The organism is Pseudomonas sp. 8(2025), from assembly GCF_052665325.1.
Genome location: NZ_JBQOIE010000006.1, coordinates 146,020 through 168,189 on the forward strand (window position 1 = coordinate 146,020; position 22,170 = coordinate 168,189).

The following is a 22,170-nucleotide window of genomic DNA, read 5'->3' on the forward strand; positions in this document are numbered from 1 at the left end:
GCTCAGGTGCACGGAAAGTTCTATATCAGGCTGTTGCTCTTTGTAAGTGCTGCGGGTTGGGGTGAAAAAATACGTGCTCACGCACCGGCCCCACCGCAATCTCACCGATCTCTTCATAGCCCTGGCGCTTGTAGAACTCCAGGTAACGCGGATTGCCGGTGTCCAGCACCACACCCTGGGAATGCTCGTCCACGGCGCACCAGTTGTGCACCGCCGCCAGCAATTGCTCACCGAAATGCTGGCCCTGAAACTGCGGATGTACCCCCAGCAGCGGCAGCACATGCACCGCATCATTGGGCAGGCAGGCCTGCACCGCCTGGTGATACTCCAGATAGCGCTGGGTGCAGCGAAACCCGGTGCTGAGCACCATGCGCAGGCGCCATGCCCAACTTTCGGTGATGCCCAGGCGCCGTTGCGGCGGCGCGATCAGGGCGATACCGATCAGCCGGTCATTGACCAGCAGGCCGATGGCCGGCAGGTCCTGAAGAAAATGCTGCTTCACCAATTCGCGCACTGTGGCTCGTACCCGCTGTTCGTAGCCGGGGCGATCGGCTTCGAAAATGAAGCCGAAGGTCGGCTCATGGCGGTAGGCCTGGTACAGCAGCGACCGCGCTTCGCGGGAATAGCCGCTGTCGAGCTGGTGAATATCGGCGATGACATTGGAGGAATCAGGCATGACGGTCACTCTCCCCTGGACCCGGCTCAAATGGCCGCGTTCTTGTTAGTACGAGCCCTGCGCGCCGCTGATCGTTCCCGCGCCCCTGGGACATTAGCAGCGCATCCGCCACGCCGCCACGCTGGCCGGCCCGGGCGTTGTCAGCTAGCATCGCTGTTTTGCCAGGACCGCCGACCATGAAAATCGTCTCGTTCAATATCAACGGGCTGCGTGCCCGCCCCCATCAGCTGGCGGCGCTGATCGACAAACACCAGCCGGACGTGATCGGCCTGCAGGAAACCAAGGTCGCCGACGAACAGTTCCCCCTTGCCGACATCCAGGCCCTGGGCTACCACGTGCATTACCACGGCCAGAAAGGCCATTACGGCGTAGCCCTGCTCTCGCGCCAGGCACCGTTGGCCCTGCATAAAGGCTTTGAAGGTGACGACGAAGACGCCCAGCGGCGCTTTATCTGGGGCACCTTCGCCGATGCCAACGGCACCCCGGTGACCATCATGAACGGCTACTTCCCCCAAGGCGAAAGCCGCGACCATCCCACCAAATTCCCGGCCAAAGAGCGCTTCTACCAGGATCTGCAGCACCTGCTGGAAAGCCGTTTCAGCAATGACCAGCCCCTGGTGGTGATGGGCGATGTAAACATTTCCCCGGAAGATTGCGACATTGGCATCGGCGCCGAGAACGCCAAGCGCTGGCTAAAGACCGGCAAGTGCAGCTTCCTGCCAGAAGAGCGCGAGTGGATGGCCCGCCTGAAGAACTGGGGCCTGGTGGACAGCTTTCGTCACCTGAACCCCGAGGTGAACGACCGCTTCAGCTGGTTCGACTACCGCAGCCGCGGCTTCGAGGATGAGCCCAAGCGCGGCCTGCGCATCGACCTGATCATGGCTTCCCAGGGGTTGTTGCCACGGGTCAAGGACGCTGGGGTCGACTATGAACTGCGAGGCATGGAAAAACCTTCGGACCATGCGCCGATCTGGCTCGAACTGGGCTGATCGACAGGCACAAAAAAGCCCATCTGCCGATGGGCTTTTTTTTTGCGGTTACAGCTGTATGTGCTCGACTCGCTCCGTGGTACCGGCACTGGCGATAGCGCTGATGGCGCTCTCGAGGGTGGCTTCCGAATCGTACAAGTGGCTGACCAGAATCACTTCCTTACCGGACTTGAGCTTGAAAAAAGGTTTGCCGCCCGACGAAATTTTCTTGACGTAGCGTTCCGGGGAAGCGCAGTGTGCGCGGAACAGGCCGAGAGCCGCCTCGGCACTGTCCCGGCAAGGGTAGCGGTCGCTTTGAAGCATGGTCTGCGCCTCCTTTGTCTTCAGCAAGAATCTGCATGCACCACTGCCATACTGCTTCAGCTCGAACCAGGCACTCATTTGTAACTCCTTTGCACACTACGAAATAGCAGCTCAACACTGCCGAGGCATCCGCGGGGGATGACGCGTTGGCAGTCGCCCCAATCCCCGCCAGACAAAGTTGCCCACTCTACGCGCCGTTCCGGGGTTGGTCTTTAGGACAAATCTCAAAAAATCTAGAGAAAACAGCTATTTATGATGTAGGACTTTCGCCATTTCTCCGCAAATAGCCCCGTCCGTCACATCCCTGTCACCTCCCTGACTTAATGTCCCCAGCACTTACCTCCTCCCTCTATATAGAAGGCCAGTGCCGCCATGCCCCGCGCTTCCACCGTCAGCGAACGAGATATCTGGTGCCGGACCATCAGCCTGTTTCTGATCGGTTTCGTTTGCTACGCCCTGCCCTGGTCGGTATTCGCCGCCCTGCCCCCAGCCCCGGACAATGCGCCGGTCCTGCGCATCCAAGGCTCCAATACCATCGGCGCCCGGCTGGGCCCGGCCCTGGTCAAGGGCCTGATGGAAGAACAGGGCCTGCGCGATATCAGGATCACCGCCAGTGGCAAAGACAATGAACAACAGGTGGTGGGGCAAACCGCCCAGGGCCGAGCGGTGCGGGTGGAAGTGGCCGCCCACGGTTCGAGTACCGGCTTTGCCGCTCTGAAAACCGCCCGGGCCGACCTGGCCGCCGCTTCACGGCCGATCAAGGACAGCGAGCTGGTGGACCTTGAAAGCCTGGGGGACCTGAAAAGCCCCAGCGCCGAACAGGTGATCGCCATCGACGGGCTGGCAATCATCCTGCATCCGCACAACCCGCTGAACCAACTGAACACCGAGCAACTGGCCCGGCTGTTCAGCGGCGAAGCCAGGACCTGGGAAGAACTGGGTGGCATTGGCGGCGCGGTACATCTCTATGCCCGGGATGACCAGTCCGGCACCTACGACACCTTCAAGGAACTGGTACTCAGCCGTCGCGGCAAGACCCTGGGCCCCGGCGCAAAACGTTTCGAATCCAGCGAGCAGTTGTCCGACGCAGTCAGCCATGACCCCCAGGGCATAGGTTTCATCGGCCTGCCCTATGTGCGCCAGGCCAAGGCGGTGGCCATTGTCGACGGCGACTCACAGCCGATGCTGCCGCTCAACAGCCTGATCGCCACCGAGGATTACCCGCTGTCACGGCGCCTGTACCTGTACCTGCCGCCCAATGGGCAGAACCCCTGGGCCGATGCCCTGGTGAGCTTTGCCCAGGGCAGCAAGGGCCAGGCCATCGTCGCCGCCAACGGCTTTATCGCCCAGACCGTGCAGGCCATGCGCGTCGCTCCCGGCCCGCAGATGCCGGAGGCTTATCAGGCGCTCACCCGCCAGGCGCAGCGCCTGACGGTCAACTTTCGTTTTGAGGAAGGCAGCGCCAGCCTGGACAACAAGGCCCGCCAGGACCTCAATCGGGTACTGGATTACCTGCGCCAGCACGGCAAGATGAACCGCCAGGTGACCCTGGCCGGCTTCGGTGACGCCAAGAACGATCCGGCCCGCGCGGCCCTGCTGTCCAAACTGCGGGCCATGGCGGTACGCCGGGAACTGGTGAAGAGCGGCGTGGTGTTTCGCGAGATTCGCGGCTTTGGCGCCGAGTTGCCGGTAGCGGCCAACAGTGCCGACGAAGGGCGGATCAAGAACCGCCGCGTGGAGGTCTGGGTGTACTGAACTCACAGCGGCCGGCCTTTCGACAGGCCGGCCGCATCGCCCTCAATGCCCGCTGCGCATCAGCTCCTTGGGTACATACTTGCCGATTTCATACTTGCCGATCGCCGCGCGGTGCACCTCATCCGGGCCGTCGGCCAGGCGCAAGGTACGCTGCATCGCATACATGTAGGCCAGCGGGAAGTCGTTGGAGACCCCGGCCCCGCCGTGGATCTGGATCGCCCGGTCGATCACCCGCAGGGCCACGTTCGGCGCCACGACCTTGATCTGGGCAATCTCGCTCTTGGCCACCTTGTTGCCCACGGTGTCCATCATGTACGCGGCCTTCAGCGTCAGCAGCCGGGCCATGTCGATCTCCATCCGCGAGTCGGCGATCTTGTCGATGTTGCCCCCCAGGCGCGCCAGCGGCTTGCCAAAGGCAGTACGGTTCACCGAACGCTTGCACATCAGTTCCAGCGCCCGCTCCGCCATGCCGATGGAACGCATGCAGTGGTGGATCCGGCCCGGGCCAAGGCGGCCCTGGGCAATCTCGAAACCACGGCCCTCACCCAGCAGCACGTTCTCGTAGGGCACCCGGACATTGTCGAACAGCACTTCGGCGTGGCCATGGGGTGCGTCGTCGTAGCCGAACACCGGCAACGGGCGAACAATCTTCACCCCGGGGGTATCCACCGGCACCAGGATCATCGAGTGCTGCTGGTGACGCGGCGCATCCGGGTTGCTCAGGCCCATGAAGATCAGGATCTTGCAGCGTGGGTCGCAGGCGCCCGAGGTCCACCATTTCTTGCCGTTGATCAGCCACTGGTCGCCGTCGCGTACCGCACGGGCCGCCATGTTGGTGGCATCGGAGGACGCCACGTCCGGCTCGGTCATGGCGAACGCGGAACGGATCTCGCCGCGCAGCAATGGCTCCAGCCAGCGCTGTTTCTGCTCTTCGTTGGCGTAGCGCACCAGCACTTCCATGTTGCCGGTATCCGGTGCCGAGCAGTTGAAGGGCTCCGGGCCCAACAACGACCGCCCCATGATTTCCGCCAGCGGCGCGTACTCAAGGTTGGTCAGGCCTGCCCCCAACTCCGACTCAGGCAGAAACAAATTCCATAGCCCGGCCTCCTTGGCCTTGAGTTTCAGCTCTTCCATGATGGCGGTCGGCTGCCAGCGATCGCCTTCGGCAACCTGACGCTCGAAGACCGCTTCAGCCGGATAAACATAGGCATCCATGAACGCGGTGACACGCTCACGCAGTTCCTGAACCTTGGGGGAATAGGCGAATTCCATGGGCAGCTCTACCTTTGTGACGATCGGGTGTTGGAGGACTGAAATCGATGCTAGATCAGCTACGAAAATTTACCTAGCCTATTCTCGGCGTGTATTAACATTCATCACCGATATATGATCGGCTGATCCGACAGGCTTCCGAGCCCTCCCACAGGCCCTAACAATAAGAGTGCAGCGCAATGAATCTGAGCAAGGTCGATCTCAACCTCTTCATCGTTTTCGATGCGATCTACACCGAAGCCAACCTGACCCGCGCAGGGCAGATCGTCGGCATCACCCAACCGGCGGTATCCAACGCCCTGGCACGCCTGCGCGAGACCTTCAACGACCCGCTCTTCGTGCGTACCGCCCAGGGCATGGTGCCCACGCCCATGGCGCAGAACATCATCGGGCCGGTGCGCAATGCCCTGTCGCTGCTGCGGGTTTCGGTCCAGGAAAGTCGCATTTTCAACCCCCTGCAAGCGGTCAAGACCTACCGCATCAGCATGACCGACCTCACCGAAGCGGTGATCCTGCCACCACTGTTCCAGCGCCTGCGGCGCCTGGCGCCGGCGGTGATCATCGAAAGCTTTCTCTCCAAGCGCCGGGAAACCACCAAGGAGCTGGCAGCCGGGCGCCTGGACTTTGCCGTCGACGCACCGCTCAATACCGACCCCCAGGTGCGTCACGTCAAGCTGATGGAAGACCGCTATGTGTGCGCCATGCGCAAGGGCCACCCGCTGGCGGGCAAGGAAAAATTCAGCCTGGACGATTACCTGTCCCTGACCCACATCCATATCTCCAGCCGCCGCAGCGGCCTCGGGCATGTCGACCTGGCCCTGGGCAAGATGGGTATCCAGCGCAAGATCGCCCTGCGCTCCCAGCACTACCTGATGGCTTCCCAGGTGCTGCAGCAGACCGACATGGTGATGACCGTACCGGAGCGCTTTGCCCGTCGCCATGAACTGCACGCGTTCAACCTGCCGGTCAATGATGTCCCGCCGGTGGAAACCCACCTGTACTGGCATGAGAGCACCGACCAGGACCCGGCCAACCGCTGGATGCGCGAGCAGATGATCGAGCTCTGCCAGCAGGTCACGGCCTACGAAAAGAAGCTCGACCAGCAGACCGCCTGAGCCCTTTCGCCGGCAAGCCCTCACTGCAGGAGCCGGCTTGCCGGCGAACGGGATCGGCTCGGACTGCTTGACGTATACGTCAACCTGCCTTTAGCTTAGCGCCAAGCCCCCTCTTGAGCGCCTCCATGAGCAGCCAGACCTACAGCATTTCCGACCTCGCCCGCGAGCTCGACATCACCACCCGGGCCATCCGCTTCTATGAAGAGCAGGGCCTGCTGGCTCCCGAACGCCGTGGCCAGGAGCGCATCTATTCGCCCCGGGACAAGGTCAGCCTGAAACTTATCCTGCGGGGCAAGCGCATCGGCTTTTCCCTGGCCGAGTGCCGCGAACTGATCGAGCTCTACGACCCGAGCAGCGGCAACCTGAAGCAGCTGCACAGCATGCTGGCGAAAATCGCCGAGCGTCGCGAACAGCTCGAACAGCAACTGCTCGACATCGAACAGATGAAGCTGGAACTGGACACCGCCGAAGAGCGCTGCACCCAGGCGCTGGAACAGACCATCCTGAACCAGAAAAGCACCGCCCGATAATCATCGGCACACCTGCGCCCGGACGCCGGTATCCGCCACTCCCTATAAGAAGGTGAACCTCTATGTCACTCCCCAGCCATGTACGCCTGATCGAAGTCGGCCCCCGCGACGGCCTGCAGAACGAAGCCCAGCCCATCAGCGTCGAAGACAAGGTGCAATTGGTGGATGCCCTCACCGCCGCCGGCCTGGGCTACATAGAAGTCGGCAGTTTCGTGTCACCCAAATGGGTGCCGCAGATGGCCGGTTCAGCCGAGGTCTTCGCCCGTATCCAGCGCAAGCCCGGGGTTGTCTATGGCGCACTGGCGCCCAACCTGCGGGGTTTCGAAGATGCCCTGGCGGCTGGGGTCAAGGAAGTGGCGGTGTTCGCCGCGGCCTCGCAAGCCTTCTCCCAGCGCAACATCAACTGCTCCATCAGCGAAAGCCTGGAACGCTTCGTGCCGATCATGGACGCCGCCAAGCAGCACGGCATCAGCGTGCGCGGTTACGTGTCGTGCGTGCTGGGCTGCCCTTATGAAGGTGAAGTGGCCCCGGAACAGGTGGCCATGGTCGCCCGTGAACTGCATGACATGGGCTGTTACGAGGTCTCTCTGGGCGACACCATTGGTACCGGCACCGCCGGTGCCACCCGGCGCATGTTCGAGGTGGTAGGCGCCCAGGTACCACGGGAAAAACTCGCCGGGCACTTCCACGACACCTACGGCCAGGCCCTGGCCAATGTCTACGCCAGCCTGCTGGAAGGCATCGCGGTGTTCGACAGCTCCATCGCCGGCCTCGGCGGCTGCCCCTATGCCAAGGGCGCCAGCGGAAACGTCGCCACCGAAGACGTGCTCTACCTGCTCAATGGCCTGGGCATCCATACCGGTATCGACATGGACAGCCTGATCGACGCCGGCCGGCAGATCTGCAACGTGCTGGGGCGCCCCACCGGCTCCCGCGTGGCCAAGGCGCGTAACGCCAGCTGAGGCATTGTGCGGCCGGGTGTTACCGGCCACTCCGATCTGGGGCGGGAACGAGTAACACGGAAACAGTTTGTCGAATTTGTTGCGGTACAGATTGTCCTACAAAATTATCAAACCATTGATTTTAAAGGACTTTAAAAAGTTGGCACGGCTTCTGCTATCTCTATGGCATAACAAGAATAAAAAGCAGCAAACCTAATAAAAATAAGACGTAACGACTCTGAGATAACAAAAACAACACGGCAGAGACGCAGCTAACAGATTTTTTTGGAGAGGATGCACTGTGCAGGAGGGCTTGCAAGAGCCACCCGCAACCGGTCAGAGAACAATAAAACTACCCTGAGGTAGCTCCCGAACTGGTTGGATCGCCCTGGCGACACATTGAATCAGCGCTCAAAAAAATACGTTTGCTCTTGATCCCGGATGGGGATCGCCAAAAACAGCAGTAAAGGGCAACGGTTGCCAAAAACAACAATAGACCGCCCCTCAATAATAAAAAAAGAGCACGCAACGACAAAATTAAAGGGGAGCTTCGGCTCCCCTTTGTGCTTTCTGCGATCCCTCTTTGCTGCCCATAAAGCGTGCACCGGCGCCGATGCACGCTCCATCCGGGTTCACCCCTTGCTCATGCGCTCACGCAGCTCCTCGATGCTGATTTCGCGCATGCGGAACTTCTGGATCTTACCGGTCACGGTCATGGGAAACTCTTCAACGAACTTGAAGTAACGCGGCGTCTTGAAGTGCGCGATACGCTCCTTGCACCAGGTCTGCAGCTCCAGCTCATTGGCCGAATGGCCGGGGTGGAACTTGATCCAGGCGACGATCTCCTCGCCGTACCTGTCGCAGGGGATGCCGATTACCTGCACATCGGCCACCGCAGGATGGGTGAAGAAGAACTCTTCCAGCTCTCGCGGATAAATGTTCTCGCCACCGCGAATGATCATGTCCTTGTTGCGCCCGGCAATGCACACGTACCCCTGCTGGTTCATGGTGGCCAGGTCACCGGTATGCATCCAGCCGGCCTGATCGATGGACTCGCGGGTGCCCTCAGGGTTGTTCCAGTAACCGAGCATGACGCTGTAGCCCCGGGTGCACAGCTCACCGATGGTGCCGCGGGGCACCACATTGCCGGCCTCGTCGATGATCTTGCTCTCCAGATGCGGCTGGGTCCGGCCCACGGTGGTCACCCGCAGTTCCAGGTCGTCGTCCGGCCCGGTCTGCAGCGACACCGGGCTGGTTTCGGTCATGCCGTAGGCGATCTGCACTTCGCTCATGTGCATTTCGCTGATCACCCGGCGCATCACCTCGATCGGGCAGGTGGCCCCGGCCATGATCCCGGTCCGCAGGCTCGACAGGTCGAACTCGCTGCGTCGGGGCTGATCGAGCACAGCGATAAACATCGTGGGTACGCCGTACAGGCCGGTGGCGCGCTCTTCGGCCACCGCAGTCAAGGTCAGCAGCGGGTCAAAGGCGTCATTGGGATAGATCATGGTGGTGCCGTGGGTGATGCACCCCAGGTTGCCCATGACCATGCCGAAGCAGTGGTACAGCGGCACCGGGATCACCAGCCGGTCGGCAGCAGTCAGGCCCAGGCTCTCCCCCACCATGTAACCGTTGTTGAGGATGTTGTAGTGGCTCAGGGTCGCGCCCTTGGGGAAACCGGTGGTGCCGGAGGTGTACTGGATATTCACCGGCTGGTCGAAATCCAGGCTGTCCTGGCGCGCCTGCAACTGCTCGGCCGTGGCCCCCGCCCCCAGCGCCGATAGCTGCGACCAGGGCAGGAAACCCGACGGCGGCTGCGCATCCAGGCTGATCACCCCGCGCAGCTCGGGTAACCGCTCGCTGTGCAATTGGCCGATGGACTGTTCCGCCAGCTCGGGCACCAGGCCCTGAAGCATGCCGTGGTAATCGGACGTCTTGAAGGCTCCGGCGCAGATCAGCCACTGGCAGCCGGACTGCCTGAGCACATACTCCAGCTCGGAACTGCGGTAGGCCGGATTGATGTTCACCAGAATCGCGCCGATCTTGGCGCTGGCGAACTGGGCGATGCACCACTGGGCGCAGTTGGGGGCCCAGATCCCCAGGCGATCGCCGGTCTTGAGCCCCAGGGCCAGCAGCGCCCGGGCATGCAGGTCGACCGCCTCGCGCAGTTGCTGCCAGGTGTAGCGCAGCTGCTGGTGGCGCACCACCAGAGCCTCACCCTGGGGATAGGCGGCGACGGTGTTATCGAAAGCCTGGCCGATGGTCAACGCCAGCAGCGGCTGGTCTTGCGTACCACGGGTGTAACTGCGATCCGGCTGGAAACCCGAGTGTTCCATGACGACCCCTATTGTCTTTATTAGTGGGTGTGCAGGAGCCAGGCGAAAGGTGCAAAACAGCCTGGCTCCAATCGAAAGCCTCGCTACTCTGGCGCAAGTTGACGTTTACGTAAAGGGCGATTGACAGTCACCGGTCGCAGGTTTACGTTAACGTAAAGGTGAGAGCCAGGCCGCGCCGCTCTCGACATCCTATTCCCTCAATAAAAACAAGTTTGAAGGTGCCCCGCCATGAGTTACCCGACCCTGAACTTCGCCCTCGGTGAAACCATCGACATGCTGCGCCAACAGGTCCAGGCCTTCGTCAAGGCGGAGCTGGCACCCCGGGCAGCGCAGATCGACGTCGACAACCTGTTCCCCGCCGACATGTGGCGCAAATTCGGCGACATGGGCCTCTTGGGCATCACCGTGGCGGAAGAATACGGTGGCGCCGGCCTGGGTTACCTGGCGCACGTGGTGGCCATGGAAGAGATCAGCCGCGGCTCGGCCTCGGTGGCGCTGTCCTACGGCGCGCACTCCAACCTCTGCGTGAACCAGATCAACCGCAACGGCAACCACGAACAGAAGAGCAAATACCTGCCCAAGCTGATCAGCGGCGAACACATCGGCGCCCTGGCCATGAGCGAACCCAATGCCGGCTCCGACGTGGTGTCGATGAAGCTGCGGGCCGACAAACGCGGCGACCATTTCGTGCTCAACGGCAGCAAGACCTGGATCACCAACGGCCCCGATGCCAACACCTACGTGATCTACGCCAAGACCGACCTGGAGAAAGGCCCCCACGGCATCACCGCGTTCATCGTCGAGCGCGACTGGAAAGGCTTCAGCCGCAGCAACAAGTTCGACAAGCTGGGCATGCGCGGCTCCAACACCTGCGAGCTGTTCTTCGATGACGTGGAAGTGCCGGAGGAAAACATCCTCGGCGTGCTCAATGGTGGCGTCAAAGTGCTGATGAGCGGCCTCGACTACGAGCGCGTGGTGCTCTCCGGCGGCCCCACCGGGATCATGCAGGCCTGCATGGACCTGGTGGTGCCCTACATCCACGACCGCAAGCAGTTCGGCCAGAGCATCGGCGAATTCCAGCTGATCCAGGGCAAGATCGCCGACATGTACACCCAGCTCAACGCCAGCCGCGCCTACCTGTATGCGGTGGCCCAAGCCTGCGAGCGCGGCGAAACCACCCGCAAGGATGCCGCCGGGGTGATTCTCTACAGCGCCGAGCGCGCGACCCAGATGGCCCTCGACGCAATCCAGATCCTCGGCGGCAACGGCTACATCAATGAATTCCCCGCCGGCCGCCTGCTGCGCGACGCCAAGCTCTACGAGATCGGCGCCGGCACCAGCGAGATCCGCCGCATGCTGATCGGTCGCGAACTGTTCAACGAAACCCGCTAACGGAGCTGTCCATGGCTATCTTGCATACCCAGCTCAACCCGCGCTCGGCGGAGTTCGTGGCCAACAGCGAGGCGATGCTGGCCCAGGTCGACGCCTTGCACAGCCTGCTCGCCCAGGTCCAGCAAGGCGGCGGCGCCAAGGCCCAGGAGCGCCACACTTCGCGGGGCAAGCTGCTGCCCCGCGAGCGCATCAACCGCCTGCTCGACCCCGGCTCGCCGTTCCTGGAAATCAGCGCCCTGGCCGCCTATGAGGTCTATGGCGAAGACGTACCCGCCGCAGGCGTGATTGCCGGTATCGGCCGGGTGGAAGGCGTCGAATGCATGATCGTGGCCAACGACGCCACGGTGAAAGGCGGTTCCTATTACCCGCTGACGGTGAAAAAGCACCTGCGGGCGCAGACCATCGCCCAGCAGAACCGCCTGCCGTGCATCTACCTGGTGGACTCCGGCGGCGCCAACCTGCCGCGCCAGGATGAAGTGTTCCCGGACCGCGAGCACTTCGGGCGGATCTTCTTCAACCAGGCCAACATGAGCGCCCAGGGCATCCCGCAGATCGCCGTGGTGATGGGCTCCTGCACCGCCGGGGGTGCCTATGTTCCGGCCATGGCCGACGAAGCCATCATGGTCCGTGAACAAGCCACTATCTTTCTCGCCGGCCCGCCCCTGGTGAAAGCCGCTACCGGCGAAGTGGTAAGTGCCGAGGACCTGGGCGGCGCCGATGTGCATTGCAAGATTTCCGGGGTCGCCGACCACTATGCCGAGAGCGACGAACACGCCCTGGCCCTGGCCCGGCGCAGCGTGGCCAACCTCAACTGGCACAAACAGGGCCAATTGCAACAACGCACGCCGATCGCTCCGCTATATGCCCGCGACGAACTCTATGGCGTGGTCCCGGCCGATCCCAAGCAGCCGTTCGATGTACGTGAAGTCATCGCCCGGCTGGTGGACGGTTCGGTATTCGATGAGTTCAAGGCCCTGTTCGGCACCACCCTGGTCTGCGGCTTCGCCCACCTGCACGGCTACCCGGTGGCCATCCTCGCCAACAACGGCATCCTCTTCGCCGAAGCCGCGCAAAAAGGCGCGCACTTCATCGAGCTGGCCTGCCAGCGCGGGATTCCGCTGCTGTTCCTGCAGAACATCACCGGTTTCATGGTGGGGCAGAAATATGAGGCTGGCGGCATCGCCAAGCACGGCGCCAAGCTGGTGACCGCAGTGGCCTGCGCCCAGGTACCGAAGTTCACGGTGATCATCGGCGGCAGTTTCGGTGCCGGCAACTACGGCATGTGCGGCCGGGCCTATGACCCGCGCTTCCTGTGGATGTGGCCCAACGCGCGCATCGGCGTGATGGGGGCCGAGCAGGCCGCCGGAGTCCTGGTGCAGGTCAAGCGCGAACAGGCCGAGCGCGGCGGGCAAAGCTTCGACGCCGCCCAGGAAGCCCAGATCAAGCAGCCGATCCTCGACCAGTACGAGCATCAGGGGCACCCTTACTACTCCAGCGCACGGCTCTGGGATGACGGCGTCATCGACCCGGCGCAAACCCGTGACGTACTGGCCCTGGCCCTGTCTGCGGCCCTCAACGCCCCCATCGAACAGAGCCGCTTCGGCGTGTTCCGCATGTAATCCTGCGCGAGAAGAACATGAGCGACTTCAATACCCTGGAACTGCTGCGTGACCCTCGAGGCTTCGCCACCCTGTGGCTCAGCCGCGAAGACAAGAACAACGCCTTCAACGCCGAAATGATCCGTGAACTGATCCTCGCCCTGGATCAGGTGCAGGGCGACCCGAGCCTGCGCTTCCTGCTGCTGCGCGGGCGCGGCCGGCATTTCAGCGCCGGCGCCGACCTGGCCTGGATGCAGCAATCGGCCGAGCTCGACTACCACACCAACCTCGACGACGCCCGGGAACTGGCGGAGCTGATGTACAACCTGGCCAAGCTGAAGATCCCGACCCTGGCGGTGGTGCAAGGCGCGGCCTTTGGCGGGGCCCTGGGCCTGATCAGTTGCTGCGACATGGCCATTGGCAGTGACGAGGCGCAGTTCTGCCTCTCCGAAGTGCGCATCGGCCTGGCACCAGCGGTCATCAGCCCGTTCGTGGTCCAGGCCATCGGCGAACGCGCTGCCCGCCGCTATGCCCTCACCGCCGAACGCTTTGGCGGCCAGCGGGCGCGGGAAATCGGTCTCCTGGCAGAAAGCTATCCCGCCGCAGAGCTGGATCAACAGGTCCAGCAGTGGGTCGACAATCTGCTGCTCAACAGTCCCCAGGCGATGCGCGCCAGCAAGGACCTGCTGCGGGAAGTGGGCAACGGCGCGTTGACCACCGCCCTGCGTCGCTATTGCGAAAACGCCATCGCCCGCATCCGGGTCAGCGCCGAAGGCCAGGAAGGCCTGCGGGCATTCCTGGAAAAACGCCCGCCCAGCTGGCAGTCCGAGACCACGTCCAAGGAGTCCCGTTGATGAGCGCCCCTGTTCTAGACACCCTGCTGGTGGCCAACCGCGGCGAGATCGCCTGCCGGGTGATGCGCACCGCCAAGGCCCTGGGCCTGACCACCGTGGCCGTGCACAGCGCTACCGACCGCGACGCCCGGCACAGCCGTGAAGCGGATATCCGCGTGGACCTGGGCGGCAGCAAGGCTGCCGACAGCTACCTGCAGATCGACAAGCTGATTGCCGCCGCCCGGGCCAGCGGCGCCCAGGCCATCCATCCCGGGTATGGGTTTCTCTCGGAGAACGCCGGTTTTGCCCGAGCCATCGAAGCCGCCGGGCTGATTTTCCTCGGGCCGCCTGCCGCGGCCATCGACGCCATGGGCAGCAAGTCGGCAGCCAAGGCGCTGATGGAAACCGCCGGGGTGCCCCTGGTTCCGGGTTACCACGGTGAAGCCCAGGACCTGGAAACCTTCCGCAATGCCGCCGAACGCATCGGCTACCCGGTGCTGCTCAAGGCCACCGCGGGCGGTGGCGGCAAGGGCATGAAAGTCGTCGAGGACGTCAGCCAACTGGCCGAAGCCCTGGCCTCGGCCCAGCGCGAAGCCCAGTCGTCCTTCGGCGATTCGCGGATGCTGGTGGAAAAGTACCTGCTCAAGCCACGGCACGTGGAGATCCAGGTGTTTGCCGACCAGCACGGCAACTGCCTGTACCTCAACGAACGCGACTGTTCGATCCAGCGCCGCCACCAGAAAGTGGTCGAGGAAGCTCCGGCCCCGGGCCTCAGCCCCGAACTGCGCAAGGCCATGGGCGAAGCCGCGGTGCGCGCGGCCCAGGCCATTGGCTACGTGGGCGCGGGCACCGTGGAGTTTCTCCTGGATGCCCGTGGCGAATTCTTCTTCATGGAGATGAACACCCGATTGCAGGTGGAACACCCGGTCACCGAGGCCATCACCGGCCTGGACCTGGTGGCCTGGCAGATCCGCGTGGCCCGCGGCGAAACCCTGCCCATCAGCCAGGAGCAGGTGCCACTGCGCGGGCATGCGATCGAAGTACGGCTGTATGCCGAAGACCCGGCCAACGACTTTCTTCCGGCCACCGGGCGCCTGGAGCTGTACCGCGAATCGGTTGCAGGCCCCGGTCGGCGGGTGGACAGCGGTGTCGAGGAAGGCGACAGCGTTTCGCCCTTCTACGACCCGATGCTGGGCAAGCTCATTGCCTGGGGCGAAGACCGCGAGCAGGCGCGCCTGCGGTTGCTGAGCATGCTGGACGAGTTCGTCATCGGTGGCCTGAAGACCAACCTGGCGTTTCTGCGGCGCATCATTGCCCACCCGGCCTTTGCCGAAGCGCAGCTGGATACCGGCTTTATCCCTCGCTATCAGGAGCAGTTGCTGCCAGCCGCAGGCGAGCTGAGTGCAGACTTCTGGCAAGCGGCCGCCCACGCCTTCAGCCAGAGCCAGCCGCCACGCACACGAAGCGATGATCCCGACTCGCCATGGTCCGCCATCAACGGCTGGCGCAACGGCCTGCCAGCGCAAACCAGCCTGCACCTGAGCTGCGCCGGCCAGGATCAGGCCATCAGCCTTGGCGCTCGCACTGCGGCCTTTGAGCTGCAGGGCGAGCACCTATGGACAGAGCAACAGGGACTGCGCCGCGAGCACCGGGCCATCCGCCGCGGCGACACCCTGTACCTGAACTGGCAGGGCGACACACATGCCGTCAGCGCCTATGACCCGATTGCCGCGGCCGAAGCCAGCCATAGCCAGCAAGGCGGGCTGACTGCGCCGATGAATGGCAGCATCGTTCGGATATTGGTCAGCCCGGGGCAAAGCGTCGAGGCCGGTGCACAACTGGTAGTGCTGGAAGCCATGAAGATGGAACACAGCATTCGTGCCCCCCAGGCCGGGGTCATCAAGGCGCTGTATTGCCAGGAAGGCGAAATGGTCAGCGAAGGCAGTGCATTGGTGGAGTTGGAATAACTCCCAAGTAAGAAAGCCCCTTCCTGTTTGCAGGAAGGGGCTTCTAGGGAAAGTTAAAACTTCGCAGTAGCTTGTACGACTACACCAATAATCCGGCACTTGTCGCTGTAGAGCATCTTCGGATAAGTAGGATTGAGCGGAACCAGGTAACGCAAACCACCCTCTTGCACCAACTTGCGGAAGATCGCCTCGTCACTACCAGGACACTGTACAACCACCAACTTCCCGGGTTCGGCGCCAATTGCCGGATCCACCAGGATCAGCATGTCCTGGCTGATGCTCAGACCGCTGGGAGCGATCATCGCGTCGCCGACCACCACCAGCCAGAATGCCGCGCCCCGGGCCTGATAGTCGGAAAGCTCGTAGCGCTCCGGCACGTAGGCAGGCTGCCCGTCTTCGCGAACTTCGCCGGCCACCCGCCAATCGCTCACCGGGTATCGGAAGTACGGGTTGTACTTGTTGAGCAGCGCAGGCCCGTCTGCCAGGGGCTCGCCATCGTCTCCTAGCAAGGGTTTCTCGCGGACCACCAGGGCCACTTCGAGAAAGCCCATGCCGATCTCTTCCAGCACCCGGTTCATGTCTTCGATCTTCGGTTGGCGGCGCTTGCTCAACCAGTGACCGATACCCCCTTGAGACATGCCCAGGCGCTCGGCGAGCTTTTCCTGTGTGACCTTGCGGCCTTTCATGTTGGCTTTGACCAACTCGATCCATTTGTCCATGGGCCGAACAATACGTTGTGTATTTCCAGCCTCAACACACAACTTGTAGTATTTGAAATCCCGTCACAATTACAATGTGTATTAACATCGGCCTACCCCTCTTTCCTTTCTCAGACAGGGCAGAACACTTCATGAACACAAGCAGCAAGGACGTGCCGGAACTCGATACAGAGACCACATTAAGCTCACTCAAGGACAGCCAGGCTGCCCGACGCGCAATGGACTATTACTTGAAGCCGGCCATTACCGAGTCAGACAAGGAAGAGAAGTTCTTCGAAATCAGGCGCAGCCTGAGCAGCGAGGAAGCCATGATCCACGCTTCCGACCTGCTGCGCTGTGCAGCGGCCACCGCCTACGATGCAGCGGACAATCTGCGGGGAGCCAATCGCGACCTGGCGTTTTCAGTGGTGCACATGATCGATCTGGCCAAGGCCCTGGTGGACAAATCACTGGAAAGCCAGCGCGTTGAGTCGAACTGAAGCCCTGCGCACGGCTGGACGTGAAGCCAGCGACGGGAAAAAACGGAAGTGGAAAAATATTTTCCGGAAGGCGGGGAAAAACATTTGACTTGCAAATGATAATGATTATTATTGCAAGCAACTGGTCGCGAGATCAGTCGATAGCCCAAAGGACCTTAGGTCGGACCTTTGGATTATCTCCTCATCAGGCTAATCACGGTTTTTGACCCGGCTTTTTGCCGGGTCTTTTTTTTTGCCAGTTTTTCTGGCTTGGCTTCAGGCTAATGAAGACTGTAGGTGTCGCAAAAAATAATGGCGGCGATGATAGCAAAAGAATGTCCTTTTGCAAGCAAACGCCCGTCGTAAAAGCCTCGCAAATCAAAAAGTAGCGCTTGAGAATCAATCGCATAGCCACTAAGCTTCGTCTGCGTCAAGGACGACGCCCCCCTTCTTTTACCCCCCCTTCTGTGTAGAGTAGCGCTCATAACAATCCTGATAAGGAATCGATTATGACCGTGGGCAATCACACTTCTTTTGATATTTGCGCTGATTTCGACAGTGGCAACATCGACGTACTGGATATCAGCAACCCGTTGCAGGCACTGCTGGCCATCCGCCCGGATACCCGCAGCCCGCACTTCCAGTGGTTTCATTTCAAGGTCAGCGGCCTGCATGTCGGCCAGGAACACTGGTTTCGCCTGACCAACGCCAGCCAGTCCTCCTACAACAAAGCCTGGACCGGCTACCAGGCAGTGGCCTCCTACGACCATGTGAACTGGTTTCGCGTACCGACGATCTTCGAAGGCGACGCCTTGCGCTTCAACCTGGAAGCCACCCAGACCCATGCCTGGTTCGCCTACTTCGAACCCTACAGCCGTGGCCGCCACGACTGGCTGATCGACCAGGCCCTGACCAAGGCCGGCACCGAGTTGCTGGCCGTGGGTAAAAGCGTCGAAGGCCGGGACATCCAGTTGCTGCGCAAAGGCAGCGGCGCGCCAGGCCAACGCAAGATCTGGATCATCGCCCAGCAGCATCCCGGTGAGCACATGGCCGAATGGTTCATGGAGGGCGTGATCGAGCGCCTGTTCCGTCACGATGATGCGGAGCTCAACGCGCTACTGGCCAAGGCCGACCTGTACCTGGTGCCGAACATGAACCCCGACGGCGCATTCCACGGCCACCTGCGCACCAACGCCCAGGGCCAGGACCTGAACCGTGCCTGGCAGACCGCCAGCCAGGAACTCAGCCCGGAAGTGCTGTTCGTCCAGCAGCAGATGGAACAATACGGCGTCGACCTGTTTCTCGATGTGCACGGCGATGAAGAGATTCCCCACGTGTTCACCGCCGGCTGCGAAGGCAACCCGGGCTATACCCCGCGACTGGAGAAGCTCGAGGAGCATTTCCGCAGCCACCTGAAACGCCAGACCCGGGACTTCCAGACCACCCACGGCTACACCCGGGACAAACCCGGCCAGGCCAACATGGCCCTGGCCTGCAATGCCGTCGGGGAAAAGTACGACTGCCTGGCCCTGACCCTGGAAATGCCCTTCAAGGACCACGATGACAACCCCAACCCGCTCACCGGCTGGTCGGGCAAACGCTCCATGCAACTGGGCAAGGATGTGCTGAGCACCCTGGCCGACCTGGTGGATCACCTGCGCTGAACCCGACTGAGGGCTGCGCCCCCCGTTGCGCAGCCCTCAGTCACCCTCCCCGACCGGCACCCGCCGGCAATCCTCCGGCCCCAGCAAGCGCCCGTCCGCCGAGCGCAGTTCCAGCGCGCGCAACGGCTGCCCGGTCTGCCGGTCGACCATCCGTGAATGCGCTTCCCCTTCCTGGTAGAAAAACGCTTCGCCCCATTGGCGCAAGCCGATGATCAGGGGAAACAGCCCCCTGCCCTTTTCCGTCAGCACGTACTCCTGGTAGGCACTGCCATCGGACGCCGGGACAACCTCGAACACCCCATGTTCCACCAGGGTCCGCAGGCGTGTGGCCAGGATGTTCTTGGCCATGCCGAGGTTGCGCTGGAACTCGCCAAAACGGCGGATTCCGTCAAAGGCATCCCGCACGATCAGCAGCGACCACCAGTCGCCAATGGCGTCCAGTGAGCGGGCAACCGGGCACTCGGCATCTTGCAGGCTGGTGCGCTTGACCATGTAGGGCATTCTCCGATCAGGCCAAAGGAAAGTGGTTGCAATATAAAACCACGATCTTTACCGTACAACTGGTTTCATTATGAAACCAAAACCCGGAGCCCAACATGTCAGCCAATTCTTCCCCTCATGCCTCGCCTGCTCTTTCCACTAAAGTGGTGCTGCTGTTCGCCATCGCCTGCGGTCTGGCGGTGGGTAACGTCTACTACGCCCAGCCACTGCTGGATGCCATGGCTCATACCTTCGACCTGGCGCCGGCCACCGTGGGCATCGTCATCACCCTGACCCAGGTCGGCTATGGCCTGGGCCTGCTGTTGCTGGTGCCCCTGGGGGACCTGTACAACCGGCGACGGCTGATCGTGACCCAGACCCTGCTCTCGGTGCTGGCCCTGCTCACCGTGGCCCTGGCCCCGAGCAGCGCCTGGCTGCTGCTGGGCATGGCCTGCATCGGCCTGCTGGCGGTGGTAACCCAGGTACTGGTGGCCTACGCCGCCAACCTGGCCCCGGCAGAGCAACGTGGCCGAACCGTGGGCATGGTCACCAGCGGCGTGGTGGTTGGCATCCTGCTGGCCCGTACCGTGGCCGGGACCATGGCCGACCTGGCGGGCTGGCGTTCGGTCTATCTGTTATCCGCCGGGCTGACCCTGCTGGTGGCCCTGGCCCTGTGGAAAACCCTGCCTACCCGCGAGCAACCCAAGGCCACCCAGGGTTACGGGCAATTGCTCGGTTCGCTGCTGCAACTGTTCAGGGAGGAAAAAGTGCTGCGGGACCGGGCGGTGCTGGCGATGCTGATCTTCGCCGCCGGCACCGTGCTGTGGACGCCATTGGTGTTGCCATTGAGCGCCCCGCCACTGTCCTTGTCCCACACCGAGATCGGCCTGTTCGGCCTCGCCGGCGCGGCAGGTGCCCTGGGCGCGGCACGGGCCGGGCACCTGGCCGACCGCGGCCTGGCGCAGTGGACCAGCGGCTTGGCCCTGGGCCTGATGCTGCTGTCCTGGCTGCCCATTGCCTTCACTCAATCGTCCCTCTGGGCCCTGCTGTTGGGGGTGATCAGTTTCGACCTGGGCCTGCAGGCCGTGCACGTCACCAGCCAGAGCCTGATCTACAGCGTGCGCCCCGAGGCGCAGAGCCGACTGGCCGCCGGCTACATGCTGTTCTATTCCCTGGGCAGCGCCGCAGGCTCCATCGCCGCCACCGCCACCTATGCCTGGGCCGGCTGGACCGGGGTCTGCCTGCTGGGTGCCGGGATCAACGGCGTGGCGCTGATCTACTGGCTATGGAGCCTGGCCCCGGGCAAAGCCGCGGCCAGGGTGCGTTGCGCCACTTGAGCCCGGCGCCGCCGAGTTCAATCAACCGCGGCCGCGCAGCATGCTCTGCAGCACGCCATCGCGACGCACCCAGCCATGGAACAGCGCCGCGGCCAGGTGCAGCAGCACGGTGAAAAACAGCAGGTACGCCAGATAACCATGGGCCTTGCGCAACACCGCAAACAGCTGGGCATTGGCCGGCAGGATCGCCGGCAGTTGCAGCGAACTGCCGAGCATCACCGGGTCGCCGGCCGCCGAGATCATGCCCCAGCCCAGCAGCGGCAGGCTCAGCATCAAGGCGTACAGCAGCACATGGGAGGCCTTGGCCGCCAGCACCTGCCAGCCCGGCAGGTCTGCCGGCAACGGCGGTTGTCGGGTGTAAAACCGCACCCAGAGGCGCACCAGCACCAACAGCAGGATGGCGATCCCCAGGGGCTTGTGCAGGTGGATCAGCCATTCATGACGCGCGGAAACCGACGCCACCATGCCGGCGCCGATGAACAGCATGGCGATGATCAGCAACGCCATCAGCCAGTGCAGCAGGCGCGCCAGGGGAGCGAAATGTCGAGGTTGGCTATTCATGGACGTGGCTCCTGGGCGCCGGGCAATTGGCTGACTTCGCTGGTGCGACGCAGGTAGGAACTGGCGTAGGCCGCAGAGCGCGCTGCCAGCAGGGGGTCGTCGGACGCCTGGATGCCGCTGGGCAGGATCAGCGGGTCGTAATTGATGTCCCGACACTCGCCGCTGTTCTGCGCCTGGGTGCTTTGCAGCACCAGGGTCCCGGCGTTGATTACCGGCCGCTGCGCCGGCCAGGCCTTGCTGGCGTCATCCGTGGGGTCGCCGGGCGCCGCCAGGGTGATCTGCAAGCGCCAGCGCAGCGGCCCTTGGGCCAGGCGCCGAACCAGGTCCTGCTCCAGGTAGTCGGCGCCTTGCGGGGCACTGCCTGCATCAGGCCCATCCCGGGTCTCGGGCACTACCCCCCAGCGCACTGCCTGGCGCTTGCCGCTGCCATCCACCAGGTAGAAGGCATTGATCCCGTTGTAGCTTTCACTGGCATAGCTGGCCGAAGGTTTGGCGCCCTTGACCCATTGCAGGAACGGCGTCGCCTCGGGATGACTGGCGAAGAATGCCGGCACTTTGCTCGGGTCCGGCTTGCCCGTGGCCGGATCAGGGGAGCCGGCCTGTTGCAACTGATAGAAGGCTTCGGGAGTGCCCACCGGGAACACCGGCATGCTGTTCATCCCGGTCCGCCACTGCTGGCCGTTGGCCTGGAGGAAACGCAGCGCCAGGCTGCGGATCGGCACGCTGCTGTCCGGCGCATAGGGGTTGCCACTGGGCAGGGCAAAGCGCCCCACCACCGGCGTGCGTGCCTCATTGAACACCAGCGCCGTGGAGTAGGCCCGGGCCTCGCCGCTGCTTTCGAAGTAGCCGATGACGCACACCCCTTTGGCATGGTTGCGGCGATACCCCGGGTGCACGCCATTGTTGGTTTCCAGCACATCCACCAGGGCCTTGGGGGTCAGGCGACCGGGATCGAGGCTGCCATGCACATAGGCCAGAGCCCCCGCAGCGACGGCCACCACCAGGGCGATTGCCCCCAGGCGCAGGGTCAGGCTGACAGGCCCCAGGGGTGGGCGGTCGGGCTTTGATGAAGGATCAACCATGGGACATCTCCAATACGCATAGCCATGAGGGCAAGGACCTGTCAGACGCAGCTCGCCCAGGGTTATTCCACGACCGGTATTTATTTTCCTGCGGCTGGAATAACCTGCTGTGCGGCGCGTCTTCCTAGCCTCAAGCCTAGTGACTGGCCCAGCATCCGCAGG

At 62.8% G+C, this 22,170-nt stretch carries 21 protein-coding genes; 12 read left to right on the plus strand and 9 right to left on the minus strand.

All coding sequences use genetic code 11. From position 1 onward, the window contains the following. Window positions 1-25 precede the first annotated feature (25 nt). A complete protein-coding gene (locus ACUXVH_RS13970; RefSeq protein WP_011062214.1) occupies window positions 26-676 on the minus strand; it encodes a GNAT family N-acetyltransferase in 651 nt (216 codons plus the stop codon). A 176-nt stretch (window positions 677-852) separates the two neighbouring features. Here ACUXVH_RS13970 and xthA point away from each other — a divergent pair, with 176 nt between their 5' ends. Beyond that, the gene (gene xthA / locus ACUXVH_RS13975) at window positions 853-1,665 is read left to right on the plus strand and encodes an exodeoxyribonuclease III (RefSeq protein ID WP_011062215.1); all 813 of its coding nucleotides are present in this window, start codon (window positions 853-855) and stop codon (window positions 1,663-1,665) included. A gap of 48 nt (window positions 1,666-1,713) precedes the next feature. Here xthA and ACUXVH_RS13980 read toward each other — a convergent pair whose 3' ends face one another. Then, window positions 1,714-2,046, minus strand: coding sequence for a DUF1508 domain-containing protein (locus ACUXVH_RS13980; protein ID WP_011062216.1), 333 nt, complete (start codon window positions 2,044-2,046; stop codon window positions 1,714-1,716). Window positions 2,047-2,340: 294 nt separating this feature from the next. Between ACUXVH_RS13980 and ACUXVH_RS13985 the strand changes: the two genes are divergently transcribed. Then, window positions 2,341-3,723 (plus strand): substrate-binding domain-containing protein, encoded by a 1,383-nt coding sequence (locus tag ACUXVH_RS13985; RefSeq protein ID WP_019092828.1) that lies wholly within the window; start codon window positions 2,341-2,343, stop codon window positions 3,721-3,723. A 42-nt stretch (window positions 3,724-3,765) separates the two neighbouring features. On the opposite strand, the gene ACUXVH_RS13990 is transcribed toward ACUXVH_RS13985, so the two are convergent. Next, a complete protein-coding gene (locus tag ACUXVH_RS13990; protein ID WP_011062218.1) occupies window positions 3,766-4,995 on the minus strand; it encodes an acyl-CoA dehydrogenase in 1,230 nt (409 codons plus the stop codon). Between the two features lie 179 nt (window positions 4,996-5,174). On the opposite strand from ACUXVH_RS13990, the gene ACUXVH_RS13995 reads away from it, so the two are divergent. The 3 genes from ACUXVH_RS13995 (at window position 5,175) to ACUXVH_RS14005 (ending at window position 7,602) form a co-directional block, all read left to right on the plus strand. Next, window positions 5,175-6,110 carry a LysR family transcriptional regulator gene (locus ACUXVH_RS13995; protein WP_011062219.1) on the plus strand — a complete coding sequence of 312 codons (936 nt, stop codon included), beginning with the start codon at window positions 5,175-5,177 and terminating at the stop codon, window positions 6,108-6,110. 125 nt (window positions 6,111-6,235) lie between these two features. Next, entirely contained in the window at window positions 6,236-6,640 is a 405-nt protein-coding gene (locus ACUXVH_RS14000) for a MerR family transcriptional regulator (protein ID WP_011062220.1), read from the plus strand. Between the two features lie 62 nt (window positions 6,641-6,702). Next, complete coding sequence (locus ACUXVH_RS14005) at window positions 6,703-7,602, plus strand: hydroxymethylglutaryl-CoA lyase (RefSeq protein ID WP_445495142.1); 900 nt, start codon at window positions 6,703-6,705, stop codon at window positions 7,600-7,602. Window positions 7,603-7,985: 383 nt separating this feature from the next. Here the strand turns inward: ACUXVH_RS14005 and ACUXVH_RS14010 are convergent, their stop codons facing one another. Both ACUXVH_RS14010 and ACUXVH_RS14015 read right to left on the minus strand, forming a co-directional pair. Continuing rightward, a complete protein-coding gene (locus ACUXVH_RS14010; RefSeq protein WP_125062762.1) occupies window positions 7,986-8,207 on the minus strand; it encodes a hypothetical protein in 222 nt (73 codons plus the stop codon). Between the two features lie 6 nt (window positions 8,208-8,213). Beyond that, entirely contained in the window at window positions 8,214-9,917 is a 1,704-nt protein-coding gene (locus ACUXVH_RS14015; protein ID WP_065363226.1) for an AMP-binding protein, read from the minus strand. Window positions 9,918-10,145: 228 nt separating this feature from the next. Between ACUXVH_RS14015 and ACUXVH_RS14020 the strand changes: the two genes are divergently transcribed. From ACUXVH_RS14020 to ACUXVH_RS14035, 4 genes are read left to right on the plus strand one after another with little or no spacing between them, the layout of a single operon-like run. Beyond that, the gene (locus tag ACUXVH_RS14020; protein WP_015636316.1) at window positions 10,146-11,309 is read left to right on the plus strand and encodes an isovaleryl-CoA dehydrogenase; all 1,164 of its coding nucleotides are present in this window, start codon (window positions 10,146-10,148) and stop codon (window positions 11,307-11,309) included. Window positions 11,310-11,320: 11 nt separating this feature from the next. Next, a complete protein-coding gene (locus ACUXVH_RS14025) occupies window positions 11,321-12,928 on the plus strand; it encodes a carboxyl transferase domain-containing protein (protein WP_015636317.1) in 1,608 nt (535 codons plus the stop codon). Between the two features lie 17 nt (window positions 12,929-12,945). After that, the gene (locus ACUXVH_RS14030; RefSeq protein ID WP_011062225.1) at window positions 12,946-13,761 is read left to right on the plus strand and encodes a gamma-carboxygeranoyl-CoA hydratase; all 816 of its coding nucleotides are present in this window, start codon (window positions 12,946-12,948) and stop codon (window positions 13,759-13,761) included. Further along, window positions 13,761-15,707, plus strand: coding sequence for an acetyl/propionyl/methylcrotonyl-CoA carboxylase subunit alpha (locus ACUXVH_RS14035; RefSeq protein ID WP_065363225.1), 1,947 nt, complete (start codon window positions 13,761-13,763; stop codon window positions 15,705-15,707). Before ACUXVH_RS14030 ends, ACUXVH_RS14035 begins: the two co-directional genes overlap by 1 nt. 53 nt (window positions 15,708-15,760) lie before the next feature. Here ACUXVH_RS14035 and ACUXVH_RS14040 read toward each other — a convergent pair whose 3' ends face one another. Beyond that, window positions 15,761-16,426 carry a LexA family protein gene (locus ACUXVH_RS14040; RefSeq protein WP_011062227.1) on the minus strand — a complete coding sequence of 222 codons (666 nt, stop codon included), beginning with the start codon at window positions 16,424-16,426 and terminating at the stop codon, window positions 15,761-15,763. A gap of 131 nt (window positions 16,427-16,557) precedes the next feature. On the opposite strand from ACUXVH_RS14040, the gene ACUXVH_RS14045 reads away from it, so the two are divergent. Further along, entirely contained in the window at window positions 16,558-16,905 is a 348-nt protein-coding gene (locus tag ACUXVH_RS14045; RefSeq protein ID WP_015636319.1) for a DUF6124 family protein, read from the plus strand. A 488-nt stretch (window positions 16,906-17,393) separates the two neighbouring features. Further along, window positions 17,394-18,548, plus strand: coding sequence for a M14 family metallopeptidase (locus ACUXVH_RS14050; RefSeq protein WP_011062229.1), 1,155 nt, complete (start codon window positions 17,394-17,396; stop codon window positions 18,546-18,548). Window positions 18,549-18,584: 36 nt separating this feature from the next. On the opposite strand, the gene ACUXVH_RS14055 is transcribed toward ACUXVH_RS14050, so the two are convergent. Next, window positions 18,585-19,040, minus strand: coding sequence for a winged helix-turn-helix transcriptional regulator (locus ACUXVH_RS14055; RefSeq protein ID WP_011062230.1), 456 nt, complete (start codon window positions 19,038-19,040; stop codon window positions 18,585-18,587). Window positions 19,041-19,144: 104 nt separating this feature from the next. On the opposite strand from ACUXVH_RS14055, the gene ACUXVH_RS14060 reads away from it, so the two are divergent. Further along, window positions 19,145-20,365 carry an MFS transporter gene (locus ACUXVH_RS14060; protein WP_065363224.1) on the plus strand — a complete coding sequence of 407 codons (1,221 nt, stop codon included), beginning with the start codon at window positions 19,145-19,147 and terminating at the stop codon, window positions 20,363-20,365. Between the two features lie 21 nt (window positions 20,366-20,386). Here ACUXVH_RS14060 and ACUXVH_RS14065 read toward each other — a convergent pair whose 3' ends face one another. Then, window positions 20,387-20,926: a cytochrome b gene (locus tag ACUXVH_RS14065; protein ID WP_011062232.1), complete on the minus strand. Its 540-nt coding sequence runs from the start codon at window positions 20,924-20,926 to the stop codon at window positions 20,387-20,389. Next, on the minus strand, window positions 20,923-22,008 hold the full coding sequence (locus tag ACUXVH_RS14070; RefSeq protein ID WP_065363223.1) for a catalase family peroxidase: 1,086 nt from the start codon (window positions 22,006-22,008) through the stop codon (window positions 20,923-20,925). Before ACUXVH_RS14070 ends, ACUXVH_RS14065 begins: the two co-directional genes overlap by 4 nt. Between the last annotated feature and the right edge of the window lie 162 nt (window positions 22,009-22,170).

Excerpts from the sequence above, each read along its gene's own strand:
- ACUXVH_RS14015 (WP_065363226.1), bottom strand. The coding sequence starts at position 9,917 with ATGGAACACTCGGGTTTCCAGCCGGATCGCAGTTACACCCGTGGTACG.
- ACUXVH_RS14005 (WP_445495142.1), top strand. The coding sequence starts at position 6,703 with ATGTCACTCCCCAGCCATGTACGCCTGATCGAAGTCGGCCCCCGCGAC.
- ACUXVH_RS14020 (WP_015636316.1), top strand. The coding sequence starts at position 10,146 with ATGAGTTACCCGACCCTGAACTTCGCCCTCGGTGAAACCATCGACATG.
- ACUXVH_RS14040 (WP_011062227.1), bottom strand. The coding sequence starts at position 16,426 with ATGGACAAATGGATCGAGTTGGTCAAAGCCAACATGAAAGGCCGCAAG.
- ACUXVH_RS14045 (WP_015636319.1), top strand. The coding sequence starts at position 16,558 with ATGAACACAAGCAGCAAGGACGTGCCGGAACTCGATACAGAGACCACA.
- ACUXVH_RS14035 (WP_065363225.1), top strand. The coding sequence starts at position 13,761 with ATGAGCGCCCCTGTTCTAGACACCCTGCTGGTGGCCAACCGCGGCGAG.
- ACUXVH_RS13990 (WP_011062218.1), bottom strand. The coding sequence starts at position 4,995 with ATGGAATTCGCCTATTCCCCCAAGGTTCAGGAACTGCGTGAGCGTGTC.
- ACUXVH_RS14030 (WP_011062225.1), top strand. The coding sequence starts at position 12,946 with ATGAGCGACTTCAATACCCTGGAACTGCTGCGTGACCCTCGAGGCTTC.
- ACUXVH_RS13980 (WP_011062216.1), bottom strand. The coding sequence starts at position 2,046 with ATGAGTGCCTGGTTCGAGCTGAAGCAGTATGGCAGTGGTGCATGCAGA.
- ACUXVH_RS14000 (WP_011062220.1), top strand. The coding sequence starts at position 6,236 with ATGAGCAGCCAGACCTACAGCATTTCCGACCTCGCCCGCGAGCTCGAC.
- ACUXVH_RS13995 (WP_011062219.1), top strand. The coding sequence starts at position 5,175 with ATGAATCTGAGCAAGGTCGATCTCAACCTCTTCATCGTTTTCGATGCG.
- ACUXVH_RS14065 (WP_011062232.1), bottom strand. The coding sequence starts at position 20,926 with ATGAATAGCCAACCTCGACATTTCGCTCCCCTGGCGCGCCTGCTGCAC.
- ACUXVH_RS13985 (WP_019092828.1), top strand. The coding sequence starts at position 2,341 with ATGCCCCGCGCTTCCACCGTCAGCGAACGAGATATCTGGTGCCGGACC.
- ACUXVH_RS14055 (WP_011062230.1), bottom strand. The coding sequence starts at position 19,040 with ATGGTCAAGCGCACCAGCCTGCAAGATGCCGAGTGCCCGGTTGCCCGC.
- xthA (WP_011062215.1), top strand. The coding sequence starts at position 853 with ATGAAAATCGTCTCGTTCAATATCAACGGGCTGCGTGCCCGCCCCCAT.
- ACUXVH_RS14060 (WP_065363224.1), top strand. The coding sequence starts at position 19,145 with ATGTCAGCCAATTCTTCCCCTCATGCCTCGCCTGCTCTTTCCACTAAA.
- ACUXVH_RS14025 (WP_015636317.1), top strand. The coding sequence starts at position 11,321 with ATGGCTATCTTGCATACCCAGCTCAACCCGCGCTCGGCGGAGTTCGTG.
- ACUXVH_RS14010 (WP_125062762.1), bottom strand. The coding sequence starts at position 8,207 with ATGGAGCGTGCATCGGCGCCGGTGCACGCTTTATGGGCAGCAAAGAGG.
- ACUXVH_RS13970 (WP_011062214.1), bottom strand. The coding sequence starts at position 676 with ATGCCTGATTCCTCCAATGTCATCGCCGATATTCACCAGCTCGACAGC.
- ACUXVH_RS14050 (WP_011062229.1), top strand. The coding sequence starts at position 17,394 with ATGACCGTGGGCAATCACACTTCTTTTGATATTTGCGCTGATTTCGAC.
- ACUXVH_RS14070 (WP_065363223.1), bottom strand. The coding sequence starts at position 22,008 with ATGGTTGATCCTTCATCAAAGCCCGACCGCCCACCCCTGGGGCCTGTC.